Origin of the sequence: Pseudoalteromonas sp. APM04, assembly GCF_022809815.1 — a bacterium.
Classification (GTDB): domain Bacteria; phylum Pseudomonadota; class Gammaproteobacteria; order Enterobacterales; family Alteromonadaceae; genus Pseudoalteromonas; species Pseudoalteromonas marina.
In genome coordinates, this window is the sequence record NZ_CP094442.1 from 165,315 (window position 1) to 186,357 (window position 21,043).

Sequence of the window (21,043 nt, forward strand, 5' to 3'; positions counted from 1 at the left end):
CTCATTATTTTTTAAGCGTTTACAAGGCGTTTGTTTTTAAACTTAAGCCCAGCAATTAATAACAGCGGCCCAATAAACATGGCAAGGCCATATACACCACCAGTTACGGCATACTCAGGCTTATTTAAAAAGCTTATAGCAATTAAAATAGCCAGCGATGCGTTTTGAATCCCTACCTCAATCCCAAGTGTTAACGAATCAGTTAAAGATAGTTTTGAAAGCTTTGCTATTAGCAAGCCAACGATCATTGAACCAATATTAAGTGCTATACACGCCCAAAACACATCGTTAAACGAGCTTGCCAGTAAGGCGCGTTCTTTTATTACTAGCGCGGCTATCATGGCGAGCATAAAAAATAACGAAAAGCGCCTAAAAAACGGCTCGCTTTTAATCGCAAATTCGCTTTTAAAATGGCGCAAGCTTATCCCTATGGCTACAGGCACTAAAGTAATGACAAACAGCCCAAGAGATGTAGTTAATATTGAAAAGCTGGCATCGTCTTGCGGCGCAAATTGGTGCATGGCAAAGCCAATAATAAACGGTGTGGTAATAATGCTAATAGCGGTTGAGGCAGCGGTTAAGCTTACCGAAAGCGCCAAATTAGCCTTTGCTAGCTGGCTCACTACGTTTGACATAGTACCACCTGGGCACGCGGCTAAAATCATTAACCCTATTGCTATAGGCGTGGGTAAATTAAGTAAATAACACAAACCTAAAGCCAGTAGCGGCATGGCAATAATTTGGCCTAGTAAGCCCATAGCAATTGCTAAGGGCTTTTTAAAAAGCCGCGTAAAGTCGCCAACTGTAAGCCCAAGCCCCATGCCAAACATAATAAGGGCAAGGGCGAGTGGGAGTATGATTTCTGTTAAAAATGATGCGTTCAAATTAGGCGGCCTCTGTTGTTTTTAATGCCAGCACTGCGTAGTTAAATGAGTACGGGGTTAGCAGCGTTTTTATCTGTTGTTGCAGCGCGTTTAACTCATCTTCATTAACTAAAATAGTGGCTTTTATGCCTAACTTTTTATCAGCAAACACATTTATTTGCACGGTTTTGTTGATTAATTGCTCGCTAAGAGCCTCTGTAATGGTTTGTTTTATTTCTAGGCAAACCAGTTCGTGCTTAAAAATTTTACCTACGGCAGTAAGCGGTATTTCATTAACTATATAAATAGCTTTTGGTATTGCTGCCCGCTCAGGTATGTTGGCGCTAACATACGCGGTGAGAGCGTCAAGCTTAAGCGTGCTATTTGGGCTTAGCGTTACGTAAAGTACCGGCACTTCGCCTGCGTAGCTGTCTGGGCGTGGCACGGCGGCTGCAAGTGTTACATCGGGGTGGCTTGTTGCGGCATCTTCAATCATTTTGGGGTCTATATTGTGCCCGCCGCGTATTATTAGCTCTTTTTGCCTACCGCATAACGATACATACCCACTCTCATCTATTTTTCCTAAATCCCCGGTTCTAAAATATTGTTGGCCGTTTTCATCAACTACCCATGCGCCTTGGTTATGCGCATCTTCTACGTAACCGGGAAATACGTTATTACCGGTTATTATTATTTCGCCAACATCGAGTGTATCGCAAATTTTAACAAGCGTGCCTTGCTCGTTTATATCGGCAATTTTAAGCGTAATACCAGGTATTGGTAGCCCTACAGAAGCCTCTTTATTAATTGGATTTACAGGCATTAACGTACTTACCGAGCTGCCCTCAGTTGAGCCATAACCCTCTACCAGTGGGGTATTGGTGAGTTTAGTAAACAGGGCTTGTAAATCTGATGAAAGCGGCGCGGCCCCACAAATGGCAAACTTCATTTTAAGTGGTGGTACAGTAATTTTTTGCGAGGTAATTTGCTCAACCATAGCAGCGTAAACCGTAGGTACGGCGGTCATAACGGCCACATCGTAATTATTAATTAGGGTGAGCAAGTTTTGAATGATGTTTTTACCCCTAAAGCCAGATGGGCTTGCGAGTAAAATTTTACAGCCTTTCATAACTGAGGCTATGCCCGTGGCTACCGCCGCATTTACATGAAATATAGGTAAGCCTACTAGCATGGTGTCGCCTGCGTTTACTGGCGAAAGTAAATTAACCTGCCCTGCATTGGTGAGCTGGTTTAAGTGCAAGTGCTTTGCAAGTTTTGGTAGGCCGGTGGTACCACCCGTATGAAAATACGCGCACACATCGCTTTGCTCAGGCAAAGTAAAATTAGCTGCTTGCGTATTTTGCGCAGCCAGTAACTTTTTAAACCCATACACGGGTACTTTATTATTTTGCGAGCACGCTATGTCGTCACCAAATAAGCTAATAACCGCTTTTAGGCCGGGAATATGCTCTTTAATTGCCATTACTTTTTGCCAAATATCGCTACCAGGCACTGGACCTAGGGCAATAATTACTTTGGTATTGGCTGAGATCATAATTTCTTTCATTATGGACTCATCAAGCAAGGGGTTTATGGGGTTTGCAATGCCTGCGGCCTCTGCTGCCCAAAGCGAGACATAGGTTTCTGGAAAGTTAGGTAACACCAGCGAGGTTACCTCGGTTTTAGTAATACCCAACGAGTGCAATGCATTGCCAAGCCCTGTTACGTTTTTTGCGAGCGCTTTGTAACTCATTTTACGATGCGGATTAGCAAAACTTTTGCCTTTAAAGGTCATTAAAATGCGGTGAATAAGCTTTTTTGCAAACGGAATTTGCGCTTCGCTAATACAGTCGCCATCTAAAATGTATTCAATAGCGGTTGCATCACCAAAGTTTTGGGCCGATTGTAAAATGGCATGATAAGTAGAGCGAGGAAGTTGCGCTGGTGATATTTCAGCAAGGTTTAAATTGCCAACATCGGCTTGGTTTTTAATTGTTGTTATAGTCATAAAACTCTCAACGTATTTTTATAATGTGTGTTTGCGTGTGAGTGCATGGTGTTTAACGCGGCTTTGGGTGTGTGGGCCATTACCGCGTAAAATTTAGTCTATCAAAAACTAAGTTATTGCCATTTTTTAATCTAAAAAACTGTTATCTTGTGCAGCAACTACCTGATACATGGGCTGAAAGTTCCCCCATGTAACCAGCTCTGAGCCATTGGCTTGTTTTGTATGTAGTGCTACCTCGTGTGAGATAAGCTTAGGCTCGCCTGCGGCTTGTGCTAATAACTGGCTTTGGCAGCAGCTATCTAGCAATACAAAATTGGCAACTGCGGCATCAACCGACGAACCCGCAGTTAGCAAACCATGGTTTTGCAAAATAACAGCGCAGTGATCGGCCAGCGATTTAGCTATCATGTCGCCCTCTTCGCTGTTGGCTACTACGCCGCTAAATACATCAAATACACTGTGGTTTTCGTAAAATACGCAAGCATCTTGCGAAATTGGTTTAAGTAACTCACCTAATGCTGAAAACGCACGGCCATAACGTGTATGCGCATGGGCTACTGCGTTTACGTCGGGGCGCGCCATATGTATGCGTGAATGTATAGCAAACGCCGCATTATTAATCGGTGTGCTGCCTTCAATAATATTACCTTTATGATCAACCCGAATAAGATCTGACGCTTTAATATGCGCAAAGTGCATACCTACGGGGTTTACCCAAAATGTATCGGGCTCTATGCAGTCGCGAAGTGTTATGTGCCCCGCAAGTCCTTCATCAAAACCGTACATGGCAAATACTCTAAACCCAGCGGCTAGGCGTTGTTTTTCGTAAGTACGTTGCTCGTTTAGGGTGTTAAATTTAGGCGGCATGATAAGTTTAAATTTATCGCTGCCTATGGTCATTTTTGCGGCTTGCTGCTCTAGTGTATTGCTCATAATAATCCTAAATTAAAGTCTATTGACTTTAGTTTAGTCTCGCTTAAGATAAATAGAAGTGATGTTAATTAATGGTTAAACATAAATGCTATGCATGGAAAGATAGATTTAAACCTGTTTGTAATACTTAAAACAGTATACCAAGAGGGGAGCATTACTAGTGCTGCAGATAAGCTGCATTTAACGCAACCAGCAGTTAGCCATGCGCTTTCGCGCCTAAGAGATAAGTTTGACGACCCCCTATTTATTCGCCATGGCCGGCGTATGGTGCCCTCGCCTTTTTGCCAAAAAATAATAGCGCAAGTGATTGAGTCGGTGCAGGCATTAGAGGCAACCATGAACAACGAGCGGCTTTTTGATATAGCCGCCTTTAAGCGGGAAATTAAATTTGGCTTTAGAGATATTTTAGAATCGATATTTTTTCCGCCACTAATGAGCGACCTACTTACAAACACCCCTAATATTACAATTAACAGCCGACAGGTTTCGCATGTTGATATGGAAAAATCACTCGAAAACCAAGAGCTCGATATAGTTATTGATGTGCTTACCCCAACGAGCAACCACATAAAAAATACCTTTATTTGTAATGAGCATTTTTCGCTAATTTGTAGGCACGATCATCCCATATTAAATGACTTAACCGTACAAAGTTACGCAAAGGCATCGCATGCGTTGGTGTCGTTAAAAGGTGCGCAGGTAGATATTATTGATATGGCGCTGGCAAAGCATGCACTTGCCCGTAATGTAGTACTTAAATGTGAACATTATTTTGCGGCGACTAAAGTGATTAGCCAAAGCGACATGATAATGACAATGCCAAACGCGTACGCGCAGGTATTAAAAGAGCAAATGCCCGTGCATGTAACTAGCTTGCCGTTTGATGTGCCGTTAATGCCTGTGCACATGTATTGGCACGAACAAGCCGACGACGATTTAGTAAATAGTTGGATGCGAGAAAAGCTGCTAGGTTTAGCCCAGCAACTTATCCCTGCTGACAAACTTAAAAGCGATAATTAAGTTGTGCGTGATAACTACGCCCACGCTCTGATAAAAAACGGTGTGCGTAGCTAATTACTGGCACATCGTTGGCCTGCGAAAAAGTGTGCTTATCGGTTAGGTTTTTAGCTAATAGCGACACCGACCAATCTCCTTCACTGCTGCCTAGTTCTATGCGTAAATTTAGCTTTTCAAAAGCGCTTTGCTTGGCTATTGGGTCAAGATCTTGCTCTAAAAAGTAATCATCACTAAAGTTAAGTGCTAAATTACTGCTTAAAGTAAGATTTGAAAATACCTCAGTATTGTAATCAATTGCTATATTGCCTGAGTAGTCGGGAGCAAACGCGCCCGTTTGCCCGGTTAAATCTTGGAATGCTTGGCCAAGTAGTTCGCTTTGCATAACTGTTGGCGAGGCACTGGCGTATTGCTCGTATTCAAAATCAAGCACAGCAAGGTTTGCCGATAACTGCCAACTTTGATTTATTGCCCAGCGTGAATCGAGCTCAATCCCTTTTACTTTGGTTTCGGCAGCATTTTTAACTACAAATGCATTACCATTAAATTCAGATACTTGTAGGTCATCGTACAGGGTGTAAAACAGTGTAGCGTTTACTTGTAGAGTATTTTTAATTGGCTCGGCTTTAATACCAAATTCAAAATTAGTGGCTTTTTCGTCGTCAAACTCAAAGCCTGAATTTTCATCAACCGTATTACCTTGCGAGCCATTTAAGCCAGAGCCATCAAAACCACCGGCTTTGTAGCCTACGCCAGCGCTTGCAAATAACATGGTGTTGTTAAACCCTAAATATTGCACACTAATATTGGGTGATAAGTGTGATTCATCACGCTTAGCGTTAAGGTCATGTACCCCCGCGCCTGAGAGCTGCCCTGCAATAGTGGGCGCAGCCGCATTGGCAAATTGTTGTACGGCTTGCGGTGTATTGGGCTCAAATACGCTATACACATTTTGTACGCTGCTTACTTCTTTTTCTTCTTTTTGATAACGCAGGCCAAAATTAGCGCGCCATTGCGCGTTTACATTCCAAGTAAGGGCGGTAAATGCTGAGTAGCTTTGTTGGTCTTGATCAAACAGGGCATTTACGCCCAATGATGTACCCACTAAATCAGGAATAAGTAACGATGCGCTAAATAAAATATCGTTTGGGTGTTCCAGTTCGCTGCTCATGTAAAAAATGCCCGCTACGTATTCAAGCGTGCGTCCTGTTGGCGAGCTTACTCTAAACTCTTGCGTAAACTGGTTATAGGTTTCTAAGTAGTCTTGTTTTATAAGCGGGACTTCTGAAAAGTCGGCATCAAAAGTTGAGTCCCAATCATACTCGCTATACGTGGTTACAGAGGTAAATTCGTATTCGCCATGGTTATAGGTTAATTTAAGTGATGCGTTATCAAGCGTGGTTTTACTTTGCTCATTAAGCCCACCAGGGTGGCCATCGCCCGATACCGAACTTGTGTAATCAAGGCCCGAGTTGTCGCTTAGTAAAAGTGAGCGATAGCCCACGTTTCCCGGATTTGTTGGATCGCTTGCTATTTGTAAGTCGCGGTTGGGAGTATCGATAATGTATTGATAGCGTGAACCGTGCGACTCAAACTCACCGTGTTCCCATTTTAATAATGCATTTATATCATCGTTTATTTGCCAATCTATTGATAAACGCGCACCTGATGAGTCGTTAGATTGCTCGTCGCTTTGGCGCGCTTGGTTATATAAAAAGCCATCAACAGAGTGGTCAAACGCGGCAATACGTATGGCTAAATCATCGTTAATAGGAATATTTATAACGCCTGTAAAGCGCTTTTCGTTGTCTGATCCAAACTCTGCCGATACGGTGCCTTCAAGTACATCGGTTGGCGAATTTGAGATCATACTAAAGGCACCTGCTGTGGCGTTTTTACCAAACATAACTGACTGCGGGCCTTTTATAAGTTCAAGGCGCTGCATATCTAAAAATGGAAATTTAGCCTGATGCCCGCGCCCTAAATACACGCCATCTTTATACATAGCAACCGATTGCTCAAAGCCTGAGTTAGTACCCGAGCCTATACCGCGTACAAAAATACGTTTACTGCTTGAGGTTTCGGTTATATGCACGTTAGGTAGGTTTTCGCTTAGGGCGAGTAAATCGTCAACACTGTTTTGCTCGAGGTAATCGCCAGAAAGCGCTTGAATAGAGGTAGGAATATCTTGCAGTGATTGCACCCGCTTTTGCGAGGTGACGGTAATGGTTTCAAGCTCACTTTTATTTACTTTATTCTCGGCGGCTTGTGCCATACCCACGCTAAATGCGCTGAGCGTAAATAAAGTAAGTGTTTTTTGTTTTAAAAAAGCAGGTTTTAAACGTGTGTGTGATTGTGTGTGTTCAGTTGTCATAGCTGCAACTCCATTATAGAGGTTATTTTTATTGGATAATTTTGCGTCTATTTCATACTGACGAGTCTTAAAATAAATAACAGTGATGTTTATTTATTAAACACTATTAGTAATATTTATAGTTAAGCGAAAAAGTGTTGTGTTAAATGGGGTTATAGCGGGTTTAAAGTGGGTTAAAAAATACTTGTGGATTAGCGGTTTTATTAGCGATTGCCGAGTTTGGAGTGTTTGCTGCATTGATAAAGGCGGTAAACTGTGGTGCATTTTCGCAAAAAATAATATCCAGTGCTAAACGGTTTTTGCCGTATAAGCCTCGGTGAATCATATTGGCTGAAAATAGCAGTAAGTCACCCGCATTAAGTTTAATAACTTTGCCTGTAGTTAGGTTATCGCTTGGCAGTTTATTATTTTTTGCAAGACGTACATTTAGCTCCTCTGGTGTATCCCAATTTTTATGCGAGTGGGGTACAAGCTCTATACCTGGCTCGTCTTCAAGGGCTAACCGGCAGTGCACTACGTCGGGCCCGTTTAACGCAGCTTGTTGCTCTTGCACATTTAAATGGTATTGCATATCGCGATGCCAATAATTTTTTTGTGTAACTTTAACGGGATTAAAAATAACTGAGTATTTAAAAACAGTGGCTCACTAATCGCCTGTTTTACACGCTTAATTAATTTGTTATCAGCTAATAAACTAAATAAGGCTTCGTTTTGCTGCGCTGTTAAATACTCACTATTTGTTATGCCCGAGCTATTAATTGCACGGGATTGATAAAACTCACGGTTATTAGCCTTCCACTGTGTATGAAAGGCATTAACTAGGAGCTTAATTTTATTTAGCTCTTTGATACTGTAAAGCCCCTTTACAAGCATATAACCGTTTGATTTATAGTTGTTCATTGTGGTTCTTCATTTAATATTGCAGCAACGCGCTCAGCAAGTTCTGGCAGTACATCTTGTGCAAACCATGGGTTCTTTTTAAGCCAAATATTATTGCGTGGGCTTGGGTGTGGTAGCACCAAATGCTCCGGCCAATATTCACGCCACGATTTTACTAACTCGGTTAAGGGCATGTTTTTAGTATGCGGTAAATGATAAGCCTGCGCGTATTTACCGAGCACGATTGTAAGCTCTAAATTTGGCAGAGCGGCCAGTAATTGCGCTCTCCAAGCGGGTGCACATTCTTTACGCGGGGGTAAGTCGCCCGACTTACCTTTACCAGGGTAACAAAAGCCCATAGGTAAAATAGCTATTTTTTGCGGATCATAAAACTCATCAACACTTAGCCCAAGCCATTCGCGTAGGCGGTTTCCGCTGGCATCGTTAAAGGGCTTGCCAGTTTCGTGTACTTTTATGCCCGGTGCTTGGCCGGCAATTAAAATACGCGCATTGGCATTAAATTGTATAACGGGGCGAGCACCTAACGGTAAATGAGGTTCACAGATCACGCATTTACTAACTTGCTCAATTAAATTGATCGGATCCATATAAATCTGGCCTTAAATGCTTAAGTTTTGTTCTAAATGGCCATTTAGACCTAATGAGTTGGTAAAAAATCGGTTTATTTTACTCAAATTAGTTATTAGTTGGTAAAATCGTGATCTCATCTAAAAATAACAACTAATTATTTGATATGTTTATTGTTTTTCTGACCATACGGCAAATTCGTTACCACTCGGCTCGGTAAAATGAAAGCGGCAGCCACCGGGGAACTCAAAAATAGGTTTTACTATTTTGCCGCCATATTGCGCTACTTTTTTATAGGTAGCGTGAATGTCGTTACTGTAAAACACCAGCAGTGCGGCCCCATGTTGAGTAAGTGATTTAAGCGGTGCTTTAAAAAAGCCACCATCAAGCCCTTGGCCGCTAAATGCCGTATACTCTGGGCCATAGTCGGTAAATTGCCAGTTAAACACGTTAGTAAAAAAGCTTTTTGTAGCTGTTAAATCGCACGCGGGAAACTCTACATAATTTAGTTTTTCGTGGTTGCTCATTTTAAATTTACTCTTTGGCTTGCCAGTATTGACCACTGTAAACCTTCGTAATTAGCTAAGCAATAACCCTAAAACAGCAGAGATCAGTATTTTACTAATATGCTAGGCACTAATGTTAAATTAACTAGAATATACAAATGAGAATCGCTATCTTTTGTATTTGTAAGCTTTATAATAACGCCTTATTTTTATTCTCGTATTTGAATAAGGGATTTGTTAACTATGCAGGCACCTCTGCACATAGCACCTTTTACAAAAACTAACCTAGCTACGCTTTTAAATGTGGCCCAAAGCTATAGAGTGTTAGTATTTTTGCGTTTTATTATTGCCATAGTGGGTGGTTATGCGTTTACCTCAGCGTGTATTTCATTATTAAGTGTACTGCTGCCCATTCCTAAGCAAGATGCCGTATTACTGTGTGTGTCTATCAGTATTTTAATTTACGCCGCAGTGTTTATTTATGCGTTTTCGGTTAAGTCGTTAAAAACTGTTTGGATCAGTATTTTATTAAGTACAGGTTTTTTTGTTGCTATATTGGCATTACTGAAGGGTTGGCTATGAAAGACAGTTTTTTTAGGTCGATGACCTGGCTACATACCTGGGTGGGCTTACTTACCTGTTGGATTATTTACATAATATTTTTTGCAGGCACAGCGAGCTTTTTTAGAGATGAAATAAATCTGTGGAATCAACCGGCTATACACAATGTGCAAGCCCAAACCGACAGAGTGGCCGCGCAAAGGCAGCAAATTATTAATGGCTTTGATTATTTAAATCAGCACGCTGAAAATTCCCCTAGTTGGCGTATTACCTTGCCCGAAGAGCGAATACCGTATTTGGTATATGGCTATGCAAAACCTAAAGAGCCAGGGCAGCGCCGCAGCCAGTTTGTAAATACCCAATTAAACCCAAACACCATGCAAGCGCTGCCCGCTTTTGTTGAAAGTAAAGGTGGTAACTTTTTTTACCGGTTGCATTATCAGCTTTATTATTTAGATGCCATAACAGGTCGCTGGGTAGTGTGTTTTGCCAGCTTTTTTATGCTACTGGCAATAATTTCGGGCGTGGTTATTCATAAGCGCATATTTAAAGATATGTTTACCTTTAGGCGCAATAAAGGGACTCGTAGCTGGTTAGATGCACATAATTTAAGCTCGGTACTTGCCCTACCGTTTCATTTAATGATTACCTACACAGGCATTATTACGCTTATATTTATGTTGTTCCCCTACCCTGCGTTAACGACGTATGACAAGGGTATGCGTGGCTTTTTTAACGATGTAACACCTAGCAATAACGTGACTAATAACGCCCAAGGCAGTGCAGAATTGCTCCCTATAAACACTATTTTGGATCAAGTTTATACTAAGTGGCCTAGTGCAGATATTACGCGTGTTCAGGTTAGTAAACCAAATATGGCCGCTTCAACAGTAACGGTATTGGTAAGCCCTGCGAAGGCGCTTCGCGATCAATCTCCACGGCTTTTGTTTAGTGGCGCTACTGGCGAATTAGTTGCACAAACTGATGACGAACTTAGCAGTAGTAAAGCACTTTATGAATCACTTAACTCTATGCATACAGGGCGCTTTGCTACGCCTTTACTGCGCTGGCTATACGTACTTGGCGGTATTGCAGGCTGCGTAATGATTGGCTCTGGCTGCATAATGTGGGCTAAACGCATACGCGAGCGTAATAAGGGTAAAGCCTCATTTGGCTTACAATTAGTCGAAGGTTTAAACCTTGCCACCATTATGGGTTTACCACTGGCTACTTGCGCCTTTTTTATTGCCAATAGATTACTTAGTCCAACCGTAGCAGGGCGTGGTGAAAAAGAAGTTACAGTGTTCTTTTTAGCATGGTTAGTGGTTGCCGTTATGGCACTTTTAAAGCGCGATAGGTTGCAATGGCGTGTAATGGCAGCCATAAATGCCCTCGCGTGTTTGAGTGTACCGGCAATAAATGCGCTTACCACACAGGGTAATATAGTGAGCTACCTACTTAATAAACAATGGGCCTTGTTTATTTTCGATGCGGTATTTTTACTGTTTAGCATATTGTTTTTAGTACAAACCGAAAAATTACGTACTGCTTCTAGCGCATCTAAAAAAACAGCTAATAACCTGACCAATAATAAAAAGAGGCAAAAAGCATGATTGATTTACTTAGCTTTAGCCTCTGTTTGTTTGCTTTTAATGGTTTTGCTTTGGCAAAACCAGTGCATTTTAAAACGGTGTTTACAACGCGTCCCTCTAAGCTGCAAAGTAATTTGCTGCTAATAGTTGCTTGGATCAGTATTTTACTAAGTTTATTGTTCTGTGTTGTTACGCAGCAAGGATACGGAGCTTTACTGTTTTGTGGTTTTATGGGGTTAAGTGTATTAATTATAACGATTTTTTATAATTTTATAGAAAAGTTGATTAAGCCATTTAGCTTTTTAAATATGTTACTGATTGGCTTATCAGGGCTATTATTAGTAGTAACCTCACTGTAGTTAGTAAAAATCTGATCCCAAAAAAGCCATTAATTTTAGGCAAAAAAAATGGCAAGCTATAAAGCTTGCCAACAATAGGGGGGATATTCAGTATGTCCAACACTTGCATGTCTCGTTGCAAGTGCAGCTAATATAGCCCGAACATATTTAACTTACCTTACAGTAAGATGATCGTTTTATTACAGCTGTAACAATCATTAGCACTACAATTGTAAAGCCCCTTTACATAGCTAAATAGCCTACTGTTTAACCCAAATAATTTGTTCTGTGGCAAAGCCTAGTTTGTTTGCTTTAGCTATAAAATGTTGTTTAAGCTTATCACTAACGGTAGGCGTACGTGATAAAAACCATAAAAAGTCTCGGTTGTAACTGGTTATAAACGCATATTGGTAGTCGTCTTGGTCTAATTCAAAAATTACGTAAGCACCATAAAGTGGGCCAAAAAACGAGACTTTAAAATGGCCTGTGTCAGTCCCTTCTACAAATTTTGCTAAGCCCTGTGCTTCATCCCACTTTTGCTCTTTAGTTATGAAACCTTTGTTGAGCACTTTTACTGTTCCATCGTCGTTTACTGTGTAAGTTGCGGTTACTTGCTCCATGCCCTCTTCAAATGAGTGATCAAGGCGGGCAATTTCGTACCACTTACCTTTGTACTGCTCTAAGTCAAAGTTTTTAACCGGAGTAATGCCCTCAGGTGCGCTTGTGCAGGCAGTGAGTAAAAATAACCCTGTAATAAGTAAAATAGTCGTAATGGCCTTCATGAAAGCTCCTTTTTAAATGTGATGCAGTTTGTACGGCTTTAACCAAATAAAGTTTGCTAGCCGATTAAAATAAATTGCTATAGGATCAGCTAAATACTAGAGCAATTAAAAGATTTATGCATGAAAATATGGGTAGATGCCGACGCATGCCCTGTGGTAATAAAAGAAATACTTTTTAGAGCCGCTGAGCGCACGCAAACACCGACCATTTTAGTGGCTAACCATGCAATGCGCATTCCGCCTTCAAAATTTATAAGCCGCGTACAGGTTTCGAGCGGGTTTGATGTGGCCGATGACGAAATAGTAAAGCGTGTAGAAAAAGGCGATTTAGTTATTACTGGCGACATCCCCCTTGCCAGTGAAGTTATAGATAACGGTGGCCAAGCACTTAACCCGCGCGGTGAGCTTTACACACCAGAGAATATTCGCTCGTTATTAAACGTGCGCGACTTTATGGACACCATGCGCTCAAGCGGCGTAGAAATGAGTGGCGGGCCACCACCGCTTAGCCAAACTGACCGCCAAAACTTTGCCAATAACCTCGACCGTATTTTAGCGCAAAAAAAGGCGAGCTAGTGTGAGTGAGCAAGCTATTGGCCTAGGTGAGCATGATTTTAATATAGCCGTGTATGTCGCAAAAGCACCGCCTATGCCCTACTTTGAAACCCTGCAAAGTGTTGAGCCTGTAATAAACGAGCAAATAAATACCATAAACCAGCACTGTGGTAATGGCTGGCGTAAAGTGTTTAACGTATACGCTAAAGTATTGTTTGCGCTACCGAGTGAGCATTACAGCTTTGCTAAACAAGCCGATAGCTGGCAAGCGTATCGCGATACATTTTTACTGCAAAAAAACAGGAAAACAGCGCTGCTATTTAGTGTCCCCATTATTAACGGCACTAATAAAAACCAGCTGCATATTATTGCTGGGCGAACCCATGCTAAAAACTTATTACAGCAAGGTAAGCTTAATGCGCAATTTAATTGGCTAGACGATGAGTTTGCAATTGATACAACGAATAACATTATTGTGTGCCCGTACTTTGATTATAGGCAGTTAAGTAATATTAAAATAGCCCGATTAAGCGGGCTTGTAGCTAAGCTTAAAACAGCTAATTAAAAATTTAAGGAATCAACATGGCGGGAATTTTAGAGCTAAATACGTTATTAAAATCAATGAACCCCGAGCTTAAACAGGGTGAATATATATTTTGCTGTTTAGCAGGCGACCTTGCTGACTACGTTCATTTAAACCCGCTTGCTAGTTACGTTGAAGAAGAAGGCCTAACCCTTATTTTAAATGCAGATACCGCTGATAAAGCCGGTATTACTTACGAAGGTAAATATAATTTAATCACCCTTAATGTGCATTCAAGTCTGGAGGCTGTTGGCTTAACCGCTGCGGTATCGGCCAAATTAACCGGGCATAATATTAGCGCCAATGTAGTGGCTGCGTTTTATCACGACCATATTTTTGTACAAATAGATAAAGCACAGGCGGCGCTATCTGCGCTTAAAGAGATTGGTTAAACTTAATTTGATTAAAAGTCCCCGGTTCGGGGTTGTTTAACGTTCAGAAACCGAGCTTTTAATATTTTTAATTACACTATAGATTCAACAATTTTCAATGCTTTAAGTTCGTTTTCGTGGGTTATGCCATCAGCTTCAATTACTTGCTTAAGAAGCTCTAAAACAAACACTCTCATTGGTTGGTCAATAATGTGCGACATACGGTGTTGAATAAATGACTCTATTTCGTTTGTTTGCACCGCTGAAACACATTTTTTAGTCATTTCTATTATGTAATTGTCTATTTCTATTGCTGATTTCCATTCAATTTTTTGTGCCCAAGCACTCACTACATTTAGCTCTTCGTCAGCAATAGAACCATCAACAGTGACAAAAAGTAAAGCGAGGTCTAATAACGACTCTTTTTGAAGTTGCTCAACACACACGCCCATATCAAAATTATTTAATAACTGTTCAAACTTCATAGTGCTTCCTTGATGGATAAAAATACTGCTAAAGAGCTTATACCAAAGCACACCAAAAAGTAATTTTAATAGGTTTGTTTAATTGCAACATTTTGTAAGTAATTAATAATACGAGCCTTGAAGCTAGGTTAGCTTTTGGTGTTATTTATATTTAGGCAAAAGCTGTCATTAGCCGCTTCTAGCTTTACTTTATTTCCTGTTTTTACTCTTACACAGCGAGTACTTTTTGGCAGTTTTTTCTTTTGAATTACATTAAATTCGCCGTTATCTACATCGTTAAGTGTGTATTGATATGCTGTGTTACCGCCTTCAAATAATGCCGTAAAAAGTCCGCCAATCAATGCTCCGGCAATTGCACCGCTGATCATGTCTTCGGTGTTACCATCTAAATCCTCGGCTAAACCAATGCCTGCACCAACCATGATTCCGGTTCCGATTTCTGATGACAGCTTTACCTTTTCAATTGATTCGACCGTAGCATAGTAATGCTTAATGATATGACCTTGGTCATCGCGATCAACGCCCTGAGAGGCACAGCCAGACAGTAATAAAAGGGCAATTAAACTTTTTTTCATGATTATTCTCTGTGTTGGTAATGAGTATAATCATATTCACTAATTAGTAATAAAACTGTGAGAGCTTTGTTTGTACCTGTTAGAAGATGTAAGAATGTGTTCAAATAAAACACCGACTGAAGCCAGAACGGTGCTAAGGTTAAGACTATTTAACAACGTATCCGCTAAACCCCAGCGCTTTAAAATAAAGCTTAGGAATACCGTATTTGCACTCGTTAAGTAATTCACTTAAGCGCATTCTATCAAGTGGGTAAAACTCACTTTCTAAGTTTTGAGCTGTGTAGGCCTGCCCTGCGTCACTTAAGCCTAAATCGGCACACACAGTAATTTGTGCTTCGCGCTCAAAGTCGGTTTCGGGTTTCATTAAATCGCTAATAAATAAGTTTGCGCCTTTATTTGAATTAGCTTTAATGTTTTTGAGTAGCTGCTTTTTGCTGCCGTCGTCTTTTAAAAAGTGCATTACGAGTAGACATAGCGCCGAATCGGCCTTAGTAGATAGCTTATCAAGCTCGCCTTCAATAACGTTAACGCGCTTTGCTATGCCGTGCTCTTCAAACGCTTGTTTAGCAATTGCGAGCATATCACTTGAGGTATCTTGCGCGGTAAATTGCCAAGTAGGGTTAAGCGCGGCAAGGGCGAGTATTTCTTTACCTGTACCGGCTCCTACTACTAAAATATGCGCGTTGTCTGCTAACGTAGCGAGTAGTTGTGCATTGGTAAGTTGGTGTAATAGCTCATAACCAGGTACTAAGCGGGTAATGCGACTATCGTAATGTGTTGCTTGCTCGCCTGTAAATGTCGGCATTTTTAACTCCTTTAATCAGCTTATAAAACTTCAATAGTGGAGTATCCACCACTTTGCTTACTTACATGAACTTGCGTGGCTACACGTTCGCTCATTTCGCTCACATGCGATATAACCCCTACTTTGCGGCCCTGTGCTTGCAACGAATCGAGCGCGTCCATAGCAACGCTGAGTGTTTCGCTATCTAACGTACCAAACCCTTCGTCAATAAACAAAGAGTTGATTTGTACTTTGTTTGACGAAAGGGATGCAAGCCCTAATGCCAATGCTAGTGATACTAAAAACGATTCACCGCCAGAGAGTGTATTAACCGAGCGTTGTTCGTCGGCCATATCGCGGTCAATAATGGCAATATCGAGCGATTGCGCAATGGCTGTAAGCTCGTAGCGTTTATTAAGGGTTTTTAAGTGGCTATTAGCGTAATGCAGTAAAATTTTTAGCGTTTGTGTTTGCGCTAAGTTACGCATGGTTTTACCGGTTGCATCGCCTAGTACTTTATTTAATAAATGCCACTGCTCTACCTGCTTTTTAAGAGTAGCTAGCTCAGTTTGTTTACCCTCAAGCGCTTTGGCATTTTGGTTATGCTGCTCTATGGCGGTATTAATGGTAAGTAAACTATTTTGCTGCTCAGTTTGCTTTGTATTTAATGCCGTTAATTGCTCGCTAAGTTCAGCGTGGTTTTGTGATGGCTTGTTAGTATTTTGGTGATCTGTATGCGCACTTTGTTGCTGTTTAAGCGCAGCATTTGCATCTAAAAGTGCAGCTGAAAGCTGCTCAAACTGGGTTAAATGGGCTTTAATTTGCTCACTGCTTAACGTTAGTAAAATTGTGATCTGCTCGTGCGTTGCCTCACTGTACTGGGCTTTAAAGTCGCTAAACCATTCGTTGTAGCGCTCTTCAAGTGTTTTAAGCTCCGTGCTTTGCTCGGCTAAACGCAGCTCTGCGTTTTTAAGCTCAATTGCATGCTCGTCTCGTTTTTTTACAGCGTTATCGTAAGTTTGCTGGCTGTTAGTTAACTGAGCTTGGCATTGCTCAAGCTGGGCATTAATTCTTGTTTGGTAGTCGTTTACGCTTATTTGCTCGTTATTAAACAACGCAAGGCGCTCACTTTGTGTTGTATTTTGTAGCTGTTGAGCATTGTCTAAATCATCTTTTAGCGTTTTAAGTGCACTTTCGCTTTTAGTCATTAGTGGCTTAAGCTGCTGTAATTGCTGATTGGCTGTGTCTATTTGTTTTTGACTTTGCTCAAGTTGCGCATATGTATGCTGATACAGCTCAACCTGTTGGCTTAAATCATTTAAGTTAAGCGAGCCAGTTTGCAGCTGCTGCCAAAAGTTGCTGTGTTCAAATTGTGCATTAAGTGTTGTGGTTAGATCGTTAATTTGCGACGTTAGCTCAGCGTGCTTTGTATTTACTTGGCTTAGTTTATTGGTTAGTTCACTGTTTAAATTATGCAATTGTTGCTGTATTTGCTGCTCAGCTTTTAGTGAGCTTTGTTGCTGATTTACTTTTGCTTGTAGGGTAGTTTGCTGTTTTTGCGATTCAAAATACTGCGCTTTTTGCTCGTTAAGCTGTTTATAGGTTTCATCTAGCTGCTCTGCTGTGAGGGCATTTAGGTGAGTACGCGCAGTCTCCATGGTGGTTTTTATTTCATTTCGTTTAGTATTGAGCGTTTGAATGGTTTGACCGTGCTGAGCATGCTCGTTAACGAGTACGGCATGTTGTGTTTGATGTGTGTGTAACTGCGTTTGTGCACTATCGTGCTGCTTTTTAGCATAAGTATAGTTGGCTTCAAAATCGGCTATTAAGTTGTTTAATTGCGGGTTTTGATTAGTAGCATAGGGGTGCTCGGTTGCACCGCACACTGCGCAGGGTTCGTTAGGGTTAAGCTGTGCGCGCAAATGCTCTACGTTTTCGCTGGCACGCAGGCGAGCTTGGTTTAGCGCATATTCGTTATGTTTAAGTGCTTGCGCGCACGTTGCTAGGTTTTGTAAAAGCGACTGCTGCTGTTGCTCACTTTGGCTAAGTTTAGCTGCAATATTATTTTGCGCTTGTGTGCTTTGCTTAAGCTCTTGGGTAAATTGAGCGTAGCGTATTCGCTGCTCTTTTAAGTAATCAATATTTTTAAGTTCGCTGTCGCATTGCTCAATATTGAATTGGCGTTGGTGCTCGTTCAGCTCGTTTAGGTTTTTTTGATCATGGCTTAGTTGCTGCTCTTGCTGCTCTACCTTTTTATTTTGCGCTGTTAAAAGCTCAGCCTGTTTGGTTTGCTCTGTTAGCAGTTGCTTATTTTGGGTTGCTGTTGCATTAAGTTGCTCATTAGCACTTAAATACGTATTAAAGCTGTGTTGGTAATAATTCCAATCATTCGCGAGCGGTTTAAGCTGTGTATGTTCAGTAAGCCATTGCTGATGCTGCGTATTTAGCTTAGTTGCCTCATCAAGCACGGTTTGGCTGTGTTTAAACTGAATTTGTAATTCGCTAAGTTGTTGCTGCTCTTTATCACTTTGCTGAGTAAGGCTAGTAATGCTTTGTGCGTGTATAGCAAGCTGGCTGTCGAGCTCGCGGGCTTTTGCAATAATTGGCTCAGCAGAGTGCTTTTGCTCTTGCGCTGTTTTTAATTCGCTTTGTTTGGTTTTAAGTGCCTCGGCTTGCTTTGCAATAAGCGTTGCATGATCAATATTTTTTAAGTCACTTATTTGTTTATTTAGGGTGTTATTTTGCGCTGTTAAATACTCATGTCGTTTTCGGTTATCTTTTATCTCAAGTGCGCTTTGTGCTTGTTTTGCTTGCTCACTCTGTTGAGCAATTTTTGCAAGCTCGTTGGTAGCATGCTGCTGACTTTTTGTTGCCTCTTCAAGTGCTAGCTCAAGTGCACTTGCTTGCTTGTACCAATTTAAGTTTTGCTCTGTGCTTATTATTGTTTTTTTAGTGTGTTCTATTTGCTGTTTTAGCTCATTAAGCGTGGTGTGTTTTATTGCTAATTCGTCTTCACTCAATAAGGTATAACTTGAAAGGCTTGCTTGTAGTAAATCAAACTTATCTTTTAACTCTTTGTTACGTTCAAAAATACGCTTACCAATTAGGCTAAATTTGTCGGTGCCTGTTAGGCACTCCAATAATTGCGCGCGTTCATCGCCAGTGGCTTTTAAAAAAGCAGCAAATTCGTGCTGCGCTAATAATACCGCACGCGAGAATTGCTCAAAGCTTAAACCTATTTTACTTTCTATTTGTTTTAAGGTTTGGCTTTTGTCGGCTATTAATGTTTCATCTGGTAGGGTAACTAACGTGTGCTCGGCGACTTTTAATTTACCGGTTACTTTTTTATGGGTGCGCTGTATAGAATAACGGGCGCGGTAAAGGTGTTTGTCTTGCCCTACAAAGTCAACCTCAGCAAAGCCTTCCCACTTTCCACGGCGTAATAAGTTACGCGCATCGTTTAATTTGATGCTGTCGCCATTAAAATCAATCAGATTACCTTTATCGCCTTTTAGGCGTGCCGTTTTTGTGTAAAGCGCCAAACAAATAGCATCTAAAAAGGTACTTTTACCCGCGCCGGTGTCGCCGGTTATTGCAAATAAGCCCGCATCTTTTAGTGGGGCTTGAGTAAAGTCGATTTCGGCGTCTACTATTGATGCTAAGTTATGAATGCGTACTGCGGTTATTTTCATAGTTGCTCTTGCTCCGTCAGCTCACTTATTACATCGTTTAAAAGCACTTTTAGTTCATCGGGTACGTTCTGCCCTGCCATGTCTTTATCATTTGCAAAGGCTTGTTCTAATAAATTGAGCGGATTGAGCATTTCAACTTCACTTAAATCTTCAAATACTGTGTCGTTGTCGGTTTGGGCTGTTTGTTCACGAACACGTTCGATACCGCAAAATTTTACGTGCTTACCTTCTAGTACTTGTTCTATTTGTTCTCTGAAGGTGGTGTCGGTATCACTTGATTTAAGCTTTACGCGTAAATAAGGGGCAATAGCATGTTGTGATGTATCAAGTGCTTTAATTTGTTCACATAAGTCATTCAGTGGCACACACTCTCCTTTTGGTAAAATAATAACGTCGGCTGAGCGCGGAATGTAAAGGGGGGTTACAGTTGTGCTAATGCTCTGTTTTTTATCGCTTTTAAATTCGATAACATTAACTTGGTGTGTGTAGTTACGTTCTGAAAACGACATGGGAATAGGCGTGCCGCTGTAGCGAATAGTCTCGTTTTTAGCAACTTGTTGCGCTTTGTGTAGATGCCCCAGTGCTACGTAGTCTGCCTTGTTACCAAATACACTGGCCGAAATAGACTCCTCCCCACCAATCACTAAATTACGTTCTGAGTCACTTGAAATATCACCGCCTTTGGCATGTAAGTGCCCCATTACAATTAACGGCGAATTTTGCGCGTTAATGCTATAGGCGTGATCAAGGGCAAGCTTATAGGCTTTTTCAACGCCTTGTGCGTAACTAGGGCCGTTTTTAGTATGACTAAGTGAGCTTATATCGCTGGTACGTAAAAAAGGCATAGCGACGATTACAGCGCGTTTATTATTAGTATTTATTTCTATAATAATATCGCCAGGCGCTGATACATCAAAACGCCCTACTACGTGGGTATCAAATTGAGCAAGTAAGGGTTGAGCCGCTAAAATACGATTTGCAGAGTCATGATTGCCAGCAATAATTACCACGTGCATGTGTGGGCAATGTTTTTTAGCGTCTTTTATAAACTGGTAAAGTTGGTTTTCGGCGCTGGCACTGGGTGTTGCCGTATGATAAATATCGCCTGCGACTAATAACAAATCTATTTGCTGCTCAACAAGTGTGGCAAGTAACCAGGTAAAAAATGCTTGATGCTCAACACGGCGGTCGTGTTCGTAAAATTGTTGGCCAAGGTGCCAATCGGAGGTATGAAGGACTTTCATGTCGCGCTCTTAAAAACCAGTAAGAGCGCCAATATACCCAAGGCTGCTAAAGATGCAAGCCTCAGTATAACTAAACAGTTAGCTTAAGCTGTACCAAATGCCAAAAATTACTGGCAAAGCAATCAATGCGATGAGTAGAGGTTTTTTTAACGTTTTAGTTTGTTTGGATTGTAGTCTTTTAAGTGCGTTAGTTTCGTTACAAGCAGCTACTTTATCAATGTAAAAATAACCTGAATCTAGGTACTGCTTACAGCTATTTTCGTTGGCTGGGATTGCAATTAGTTCTTGTTGTTTTTTTAGGATATAAAAATCCATG

General features: G+C 41.1%; 22 protein-coding genes. 7 read left to right on the forward strand and 15 right to left on the reverse strand.

The genetic code is table 11. The features are described 5' to 3' along the window. Window positions 1–11: 11 nt before the first annotated feature. The 3 genes from MTP24_RS16690 to MTP24_RS16700 all read right to left on the reverse strand — a co-directional run bounded on the left by MTP24_RS16690 (window position 12) and on the right by MTP24_RS16700 (window position 3,804). Window positions 12–884: a bile acid:sodium symporter family protein gene (locus MTP24_RS16690; RefSeq protein ID WP_243534340.1), complete on the reverse strand. Its 873-nt coding sequence runs from the start codon at window positions 882–884 to the stop codon at window positions 12–14. 1 nt (window position 885) lies between these two features. Beyond that, window positions 886–2,871, reverse strand: coding sequence for an AMP-binding protein (locus tag MTP24_RS16695; protein WP_243534342.1), 1,986 nt, complete (start codon window positions 2,869–2,871; stop codon window positions 886–888). Between the two features lie 126 nt (window positions 2,872–2,997). Then, window positions 2,998–3,804 carry a class II aldolase/adducin family protein gene (locus MTP24_RS16700; RefSeq protein ID WP_243534344.1) on the reverse strand — a complete coding sequence of 269 codons (807 nt, stop codon included), beginning with the start codon at window positions 3,802–3,804 and terminating at the stop codon, window positions 2,998–3,000. A 90-nt stretch (window positions 3,805–3,894) separates the two neighbouring features. On the opposite strand from MTP24_RS16700, the gene MTP24_RS16705 reads away from it, so the two are divergent. Further along, window positions 3,895–4,824, forward strand: a complete 930-nt coding sequence (locus MTP24_RS16705; protein WP_006793287.1) for a LysR family transcriptional regulator — start codon at window positions 3,895–3,897, stop codon at window positions 4,822–4,824. Here the strand turns inward: MTP24_RS16705 and MTP24_RS16710 are convergent. From MTP24_RS16710 to MTP24_RS16730, 5 genes are all read right to left on the reverse strand, one after another. After that, a complete protein-coding gene (locus tag MTP24_RS16710) occupies window positions 4,808–7,192 on the reverse strand; it encodes a TonB-dependent receptor (protein ID WP_243534347.1) in 2,385 nt (794 codons plus the stop codon). The genes MTP24_RS16705 and MTP24_RS16710 overlap by 17 nt on opposite strands. Before the next feature lie 163 nt (window positions 7,193–7,355). Then, entirely contained in the window at window positions 7,356–7,811 is a 456-nt protein-coding gene (locus tag MTP24_RS16715; RefSeq protein WP_347814590.1) for a phytanoyl-CoA dioxygenase family protein, read from the reverse strand. After that, complete coding sequence (locus MTP24_RS16720; protein ID WP_243534351.1) at window positions 7,748–8,092, reverse strand: hypothetical protein; 345 nt, start codon at window positions 8,090–8,092, stop codon at window positions 7,748–7,750. The genes MTP24_RS16715 and MTP24_RS16720 overlap by 64 nt, the downstream gene beginning before the upstream one ends. Further along, window positions 8,089–8,679 carry a uracil-DNA glycosylase family protein gene (locus tag MTP24_RS16725; protein WP_243534353.1) on the reverse strand — a complete coding sequence of 197 codons (591 nt, stop codon included), beginning with the start codon at window positions 8,677–8,679 and terminating at the stop codon, window positions 8,089–8,091. Before MTP24_RS16725 ends, MTP24_RS16720 begins: the two co-directional genes overlap by 4 nt. Window positions 8,680–8,829: 150 nt before the next feature. Continuing rightward, complete coding sequence (locus MTP24_RS16730; protein WP_006793291.1) at window positions 8,830–9,186, reverse strand: VOC family protein; 357 nt, start codon at window positions 9,184–9,186, stop codon at window positions 8,830–8,832. A gap of 222 nt (window positions 9,187–9,408) precedes the next feature. Between MTP24_RS16730 and MTP24_RS16735 the strand changes: the two genes are divergently transcribed. From MTP24_RS16735 to MTP24_RS16745, 3 genes are read left to right on the forward strand one after another with little or no spacing between them, the layout of a single operon-like run. Further along, complete coding sequence (locus MTP24_RS16735) at window positions 9,409–9,747, forward strand: hypothetical protein (protein WP_243534355.1); 339 nt, start codon at window positions 9,409–9,411, stop codon at window positions 9,745–9,747. Then, on the forward strand, window positions 9,744–11,339 hold the full coding sequence (locus tag MTP24_RS16740) for a PepSY-associated TM helix domain-containing protein (RefSeq protein WP_243534357.1): 1,596 nt from the start codon (window positions 9,744–9,746) through the stop codon (window positions 11,337–11,339). Before MTP24_RS16735 ends, MTP24_RS16740 begins: the two co-directional genes overlap by 4 nt. Continuing rightward, entirely contained in the window at window positions 11,336–11,677 is a 342-nt protein-coding gene (locus MTP24_RS16745) for a DUF3325 domain-containing protein (protein ID WP_203987696.1), read from the forward strand. The genes MTP24_RS16740 and MTP24_RS16745 overlap by 4 nt, the downstream gene beginning before the upstream one ends. Before the next feature lie 239 nt (window positions 11,678–11,916). Here MTP24_RS16745 and MTP24_RS16750 read toward each other — a convergent pair whose 3' ends face one another. After that, window positions 11,917–12,438 carry a lipocalin family protein gene (locus MTP24_RS16750; RefSeq protein ID WP_243534359.1) on the reverse strand — a complete coding sequence of 174 codons (522 nt, stop codon included), beginning with the start codon at window positions 12,436–12,438 and terminating at the stop codon, window positions 11,917–11,919. A 120-nt stretch (window positions 12,439–12,558) separates the two neighbouring features. Here MTP24_RS16750 and MTP24_RS16755 point away from each other — a divergent pair, with 120 nt between their 5' ends. From MTP24_RS16755 to MTP24_RS16765, 3 genes are read left to right on the forward strand one after another with little or no spacing between them, the layout of a single operon-like run. After that, on the forward strand, window positions 12,559–13,014 hold the full coding sequence (locus tag MTP24_RS16755) for a YaiI/YqxD family protein (RefSeq protein ID WP_004588273.1): 456 nt from the start codon (window positions 12,559–12,561) through the stop codon (window positions 13,012–13,014). A 1-nt stretch (window position 13,015) separates the two neighbouring features. Continuing rightward, window positions 13,016–13,558 (forward strand): hypothetical protein, encoded by a 543-nt coding sequence (locus MTP24_RS16760; RefSeq protein ID WP_203987699.1) that lies wholly within the window; start codon window positions 13,016–13,018, stop codon window positions 13,556–13,558. Window positions 13,559–13,575: 17 nt separating this feature from the next. Then, on the forward strand, window positions 13,576–13,968 hold the full coding sequence (locus tag MTP24_RS16765; protein ID WP_203987702.1) for an ACT domain-containing protein: 393 nt from the start codon (window positions 13,576–13,578) through the stop codon (window positions 13,966–13,968). A gap of 71 nt (window positions 13,969–14,039) precedes the next feature. On the opposite strand, the gene MTP24_RS16770 is transcribed toward MTP24_RS16765, so the two are convergent. The 6 genes from MTP24_RS16770 to MTP24_RS16795 form a co-directional block, all read right to left on the reverse strand. Further along, window positions 14,040–14,432, reverse strand: coding sequence for a hypothetical protein (locus tag MTP24_RS16770; RefSeq protein WP_203987704.1), 393 nt, complete (start codon window positions 14,430–14,432; stop codon window positions 14,040–14,042). 128 nt (window positions 14,433–14,560) lie between these two features. Continuing rightward, window positions 14,561–15,007 (reverse strand): hypothetical protein, encoded by a 447-nt coding sequence (locus MTP24_RS16775; RefSeq protein WP_138740692.1) that lies wholly within the window; start codon window positions 15,005–15,007, stop codon window positions 14,561–14,563. Between the two features lie 145 nt (window positions 15,008–15,152). Then, a complete protein-coding gene (locus tag MTP24_RS16780; protein WP_203987707.1) occupies window positions 15,153–15,812 on the reverse strand; it encodes a class I SAM-dependent methyltransferase in 660 nt (219 codons plus the stop codon). Window positions 15,813–15,832: 20 nt separating this feature from the next. Next, window positions 15,833–19,483: an AAA family ATPase gene (locus tag MTP24_RS16785; RefSeq protein WP_243534361.1), complete on the reverse strand. Its 3,651-nt coding sequence runs from the start codon at window positions 19,481–19,483 to the stop codon at window positions 15,833–15,835. Further along, window positions 19,480–20,727 carry an exonuclease SbcCD subunit D C-terminal domain-containing protein gene (locus MTP24_RS16790; RefSeq protein ID WP_243534363.1) on the reverse strand — a complete coding sequence of 416 codons (1,248 nt, stop codon included), beginning with the start codon at window positions 20,725–20,727 and terminating at the stop codon, window positions 19,480–19,482. Before MTP24_RS16790 ends, MTP24_RS16785 begins: the two co-directional genes overlap by 4 nt. 78 nt (window positions 20,728–20,805) lie before the next feature. After that, window positions 20,806–21,042 carry a hypothetical protein gene (locus tag MTP24_RS16795; RefSeq protein WP_006793303.1) on the reverse strand — a complete coding sequence of 79 codons (237 nt, stop codon included), beginning with the start codon at window positions 21,040–21,042 and terminating at the stop codon, window positions 20,806–20,808. Window position 21,043 lies beyond the last annotated feature (1 nt).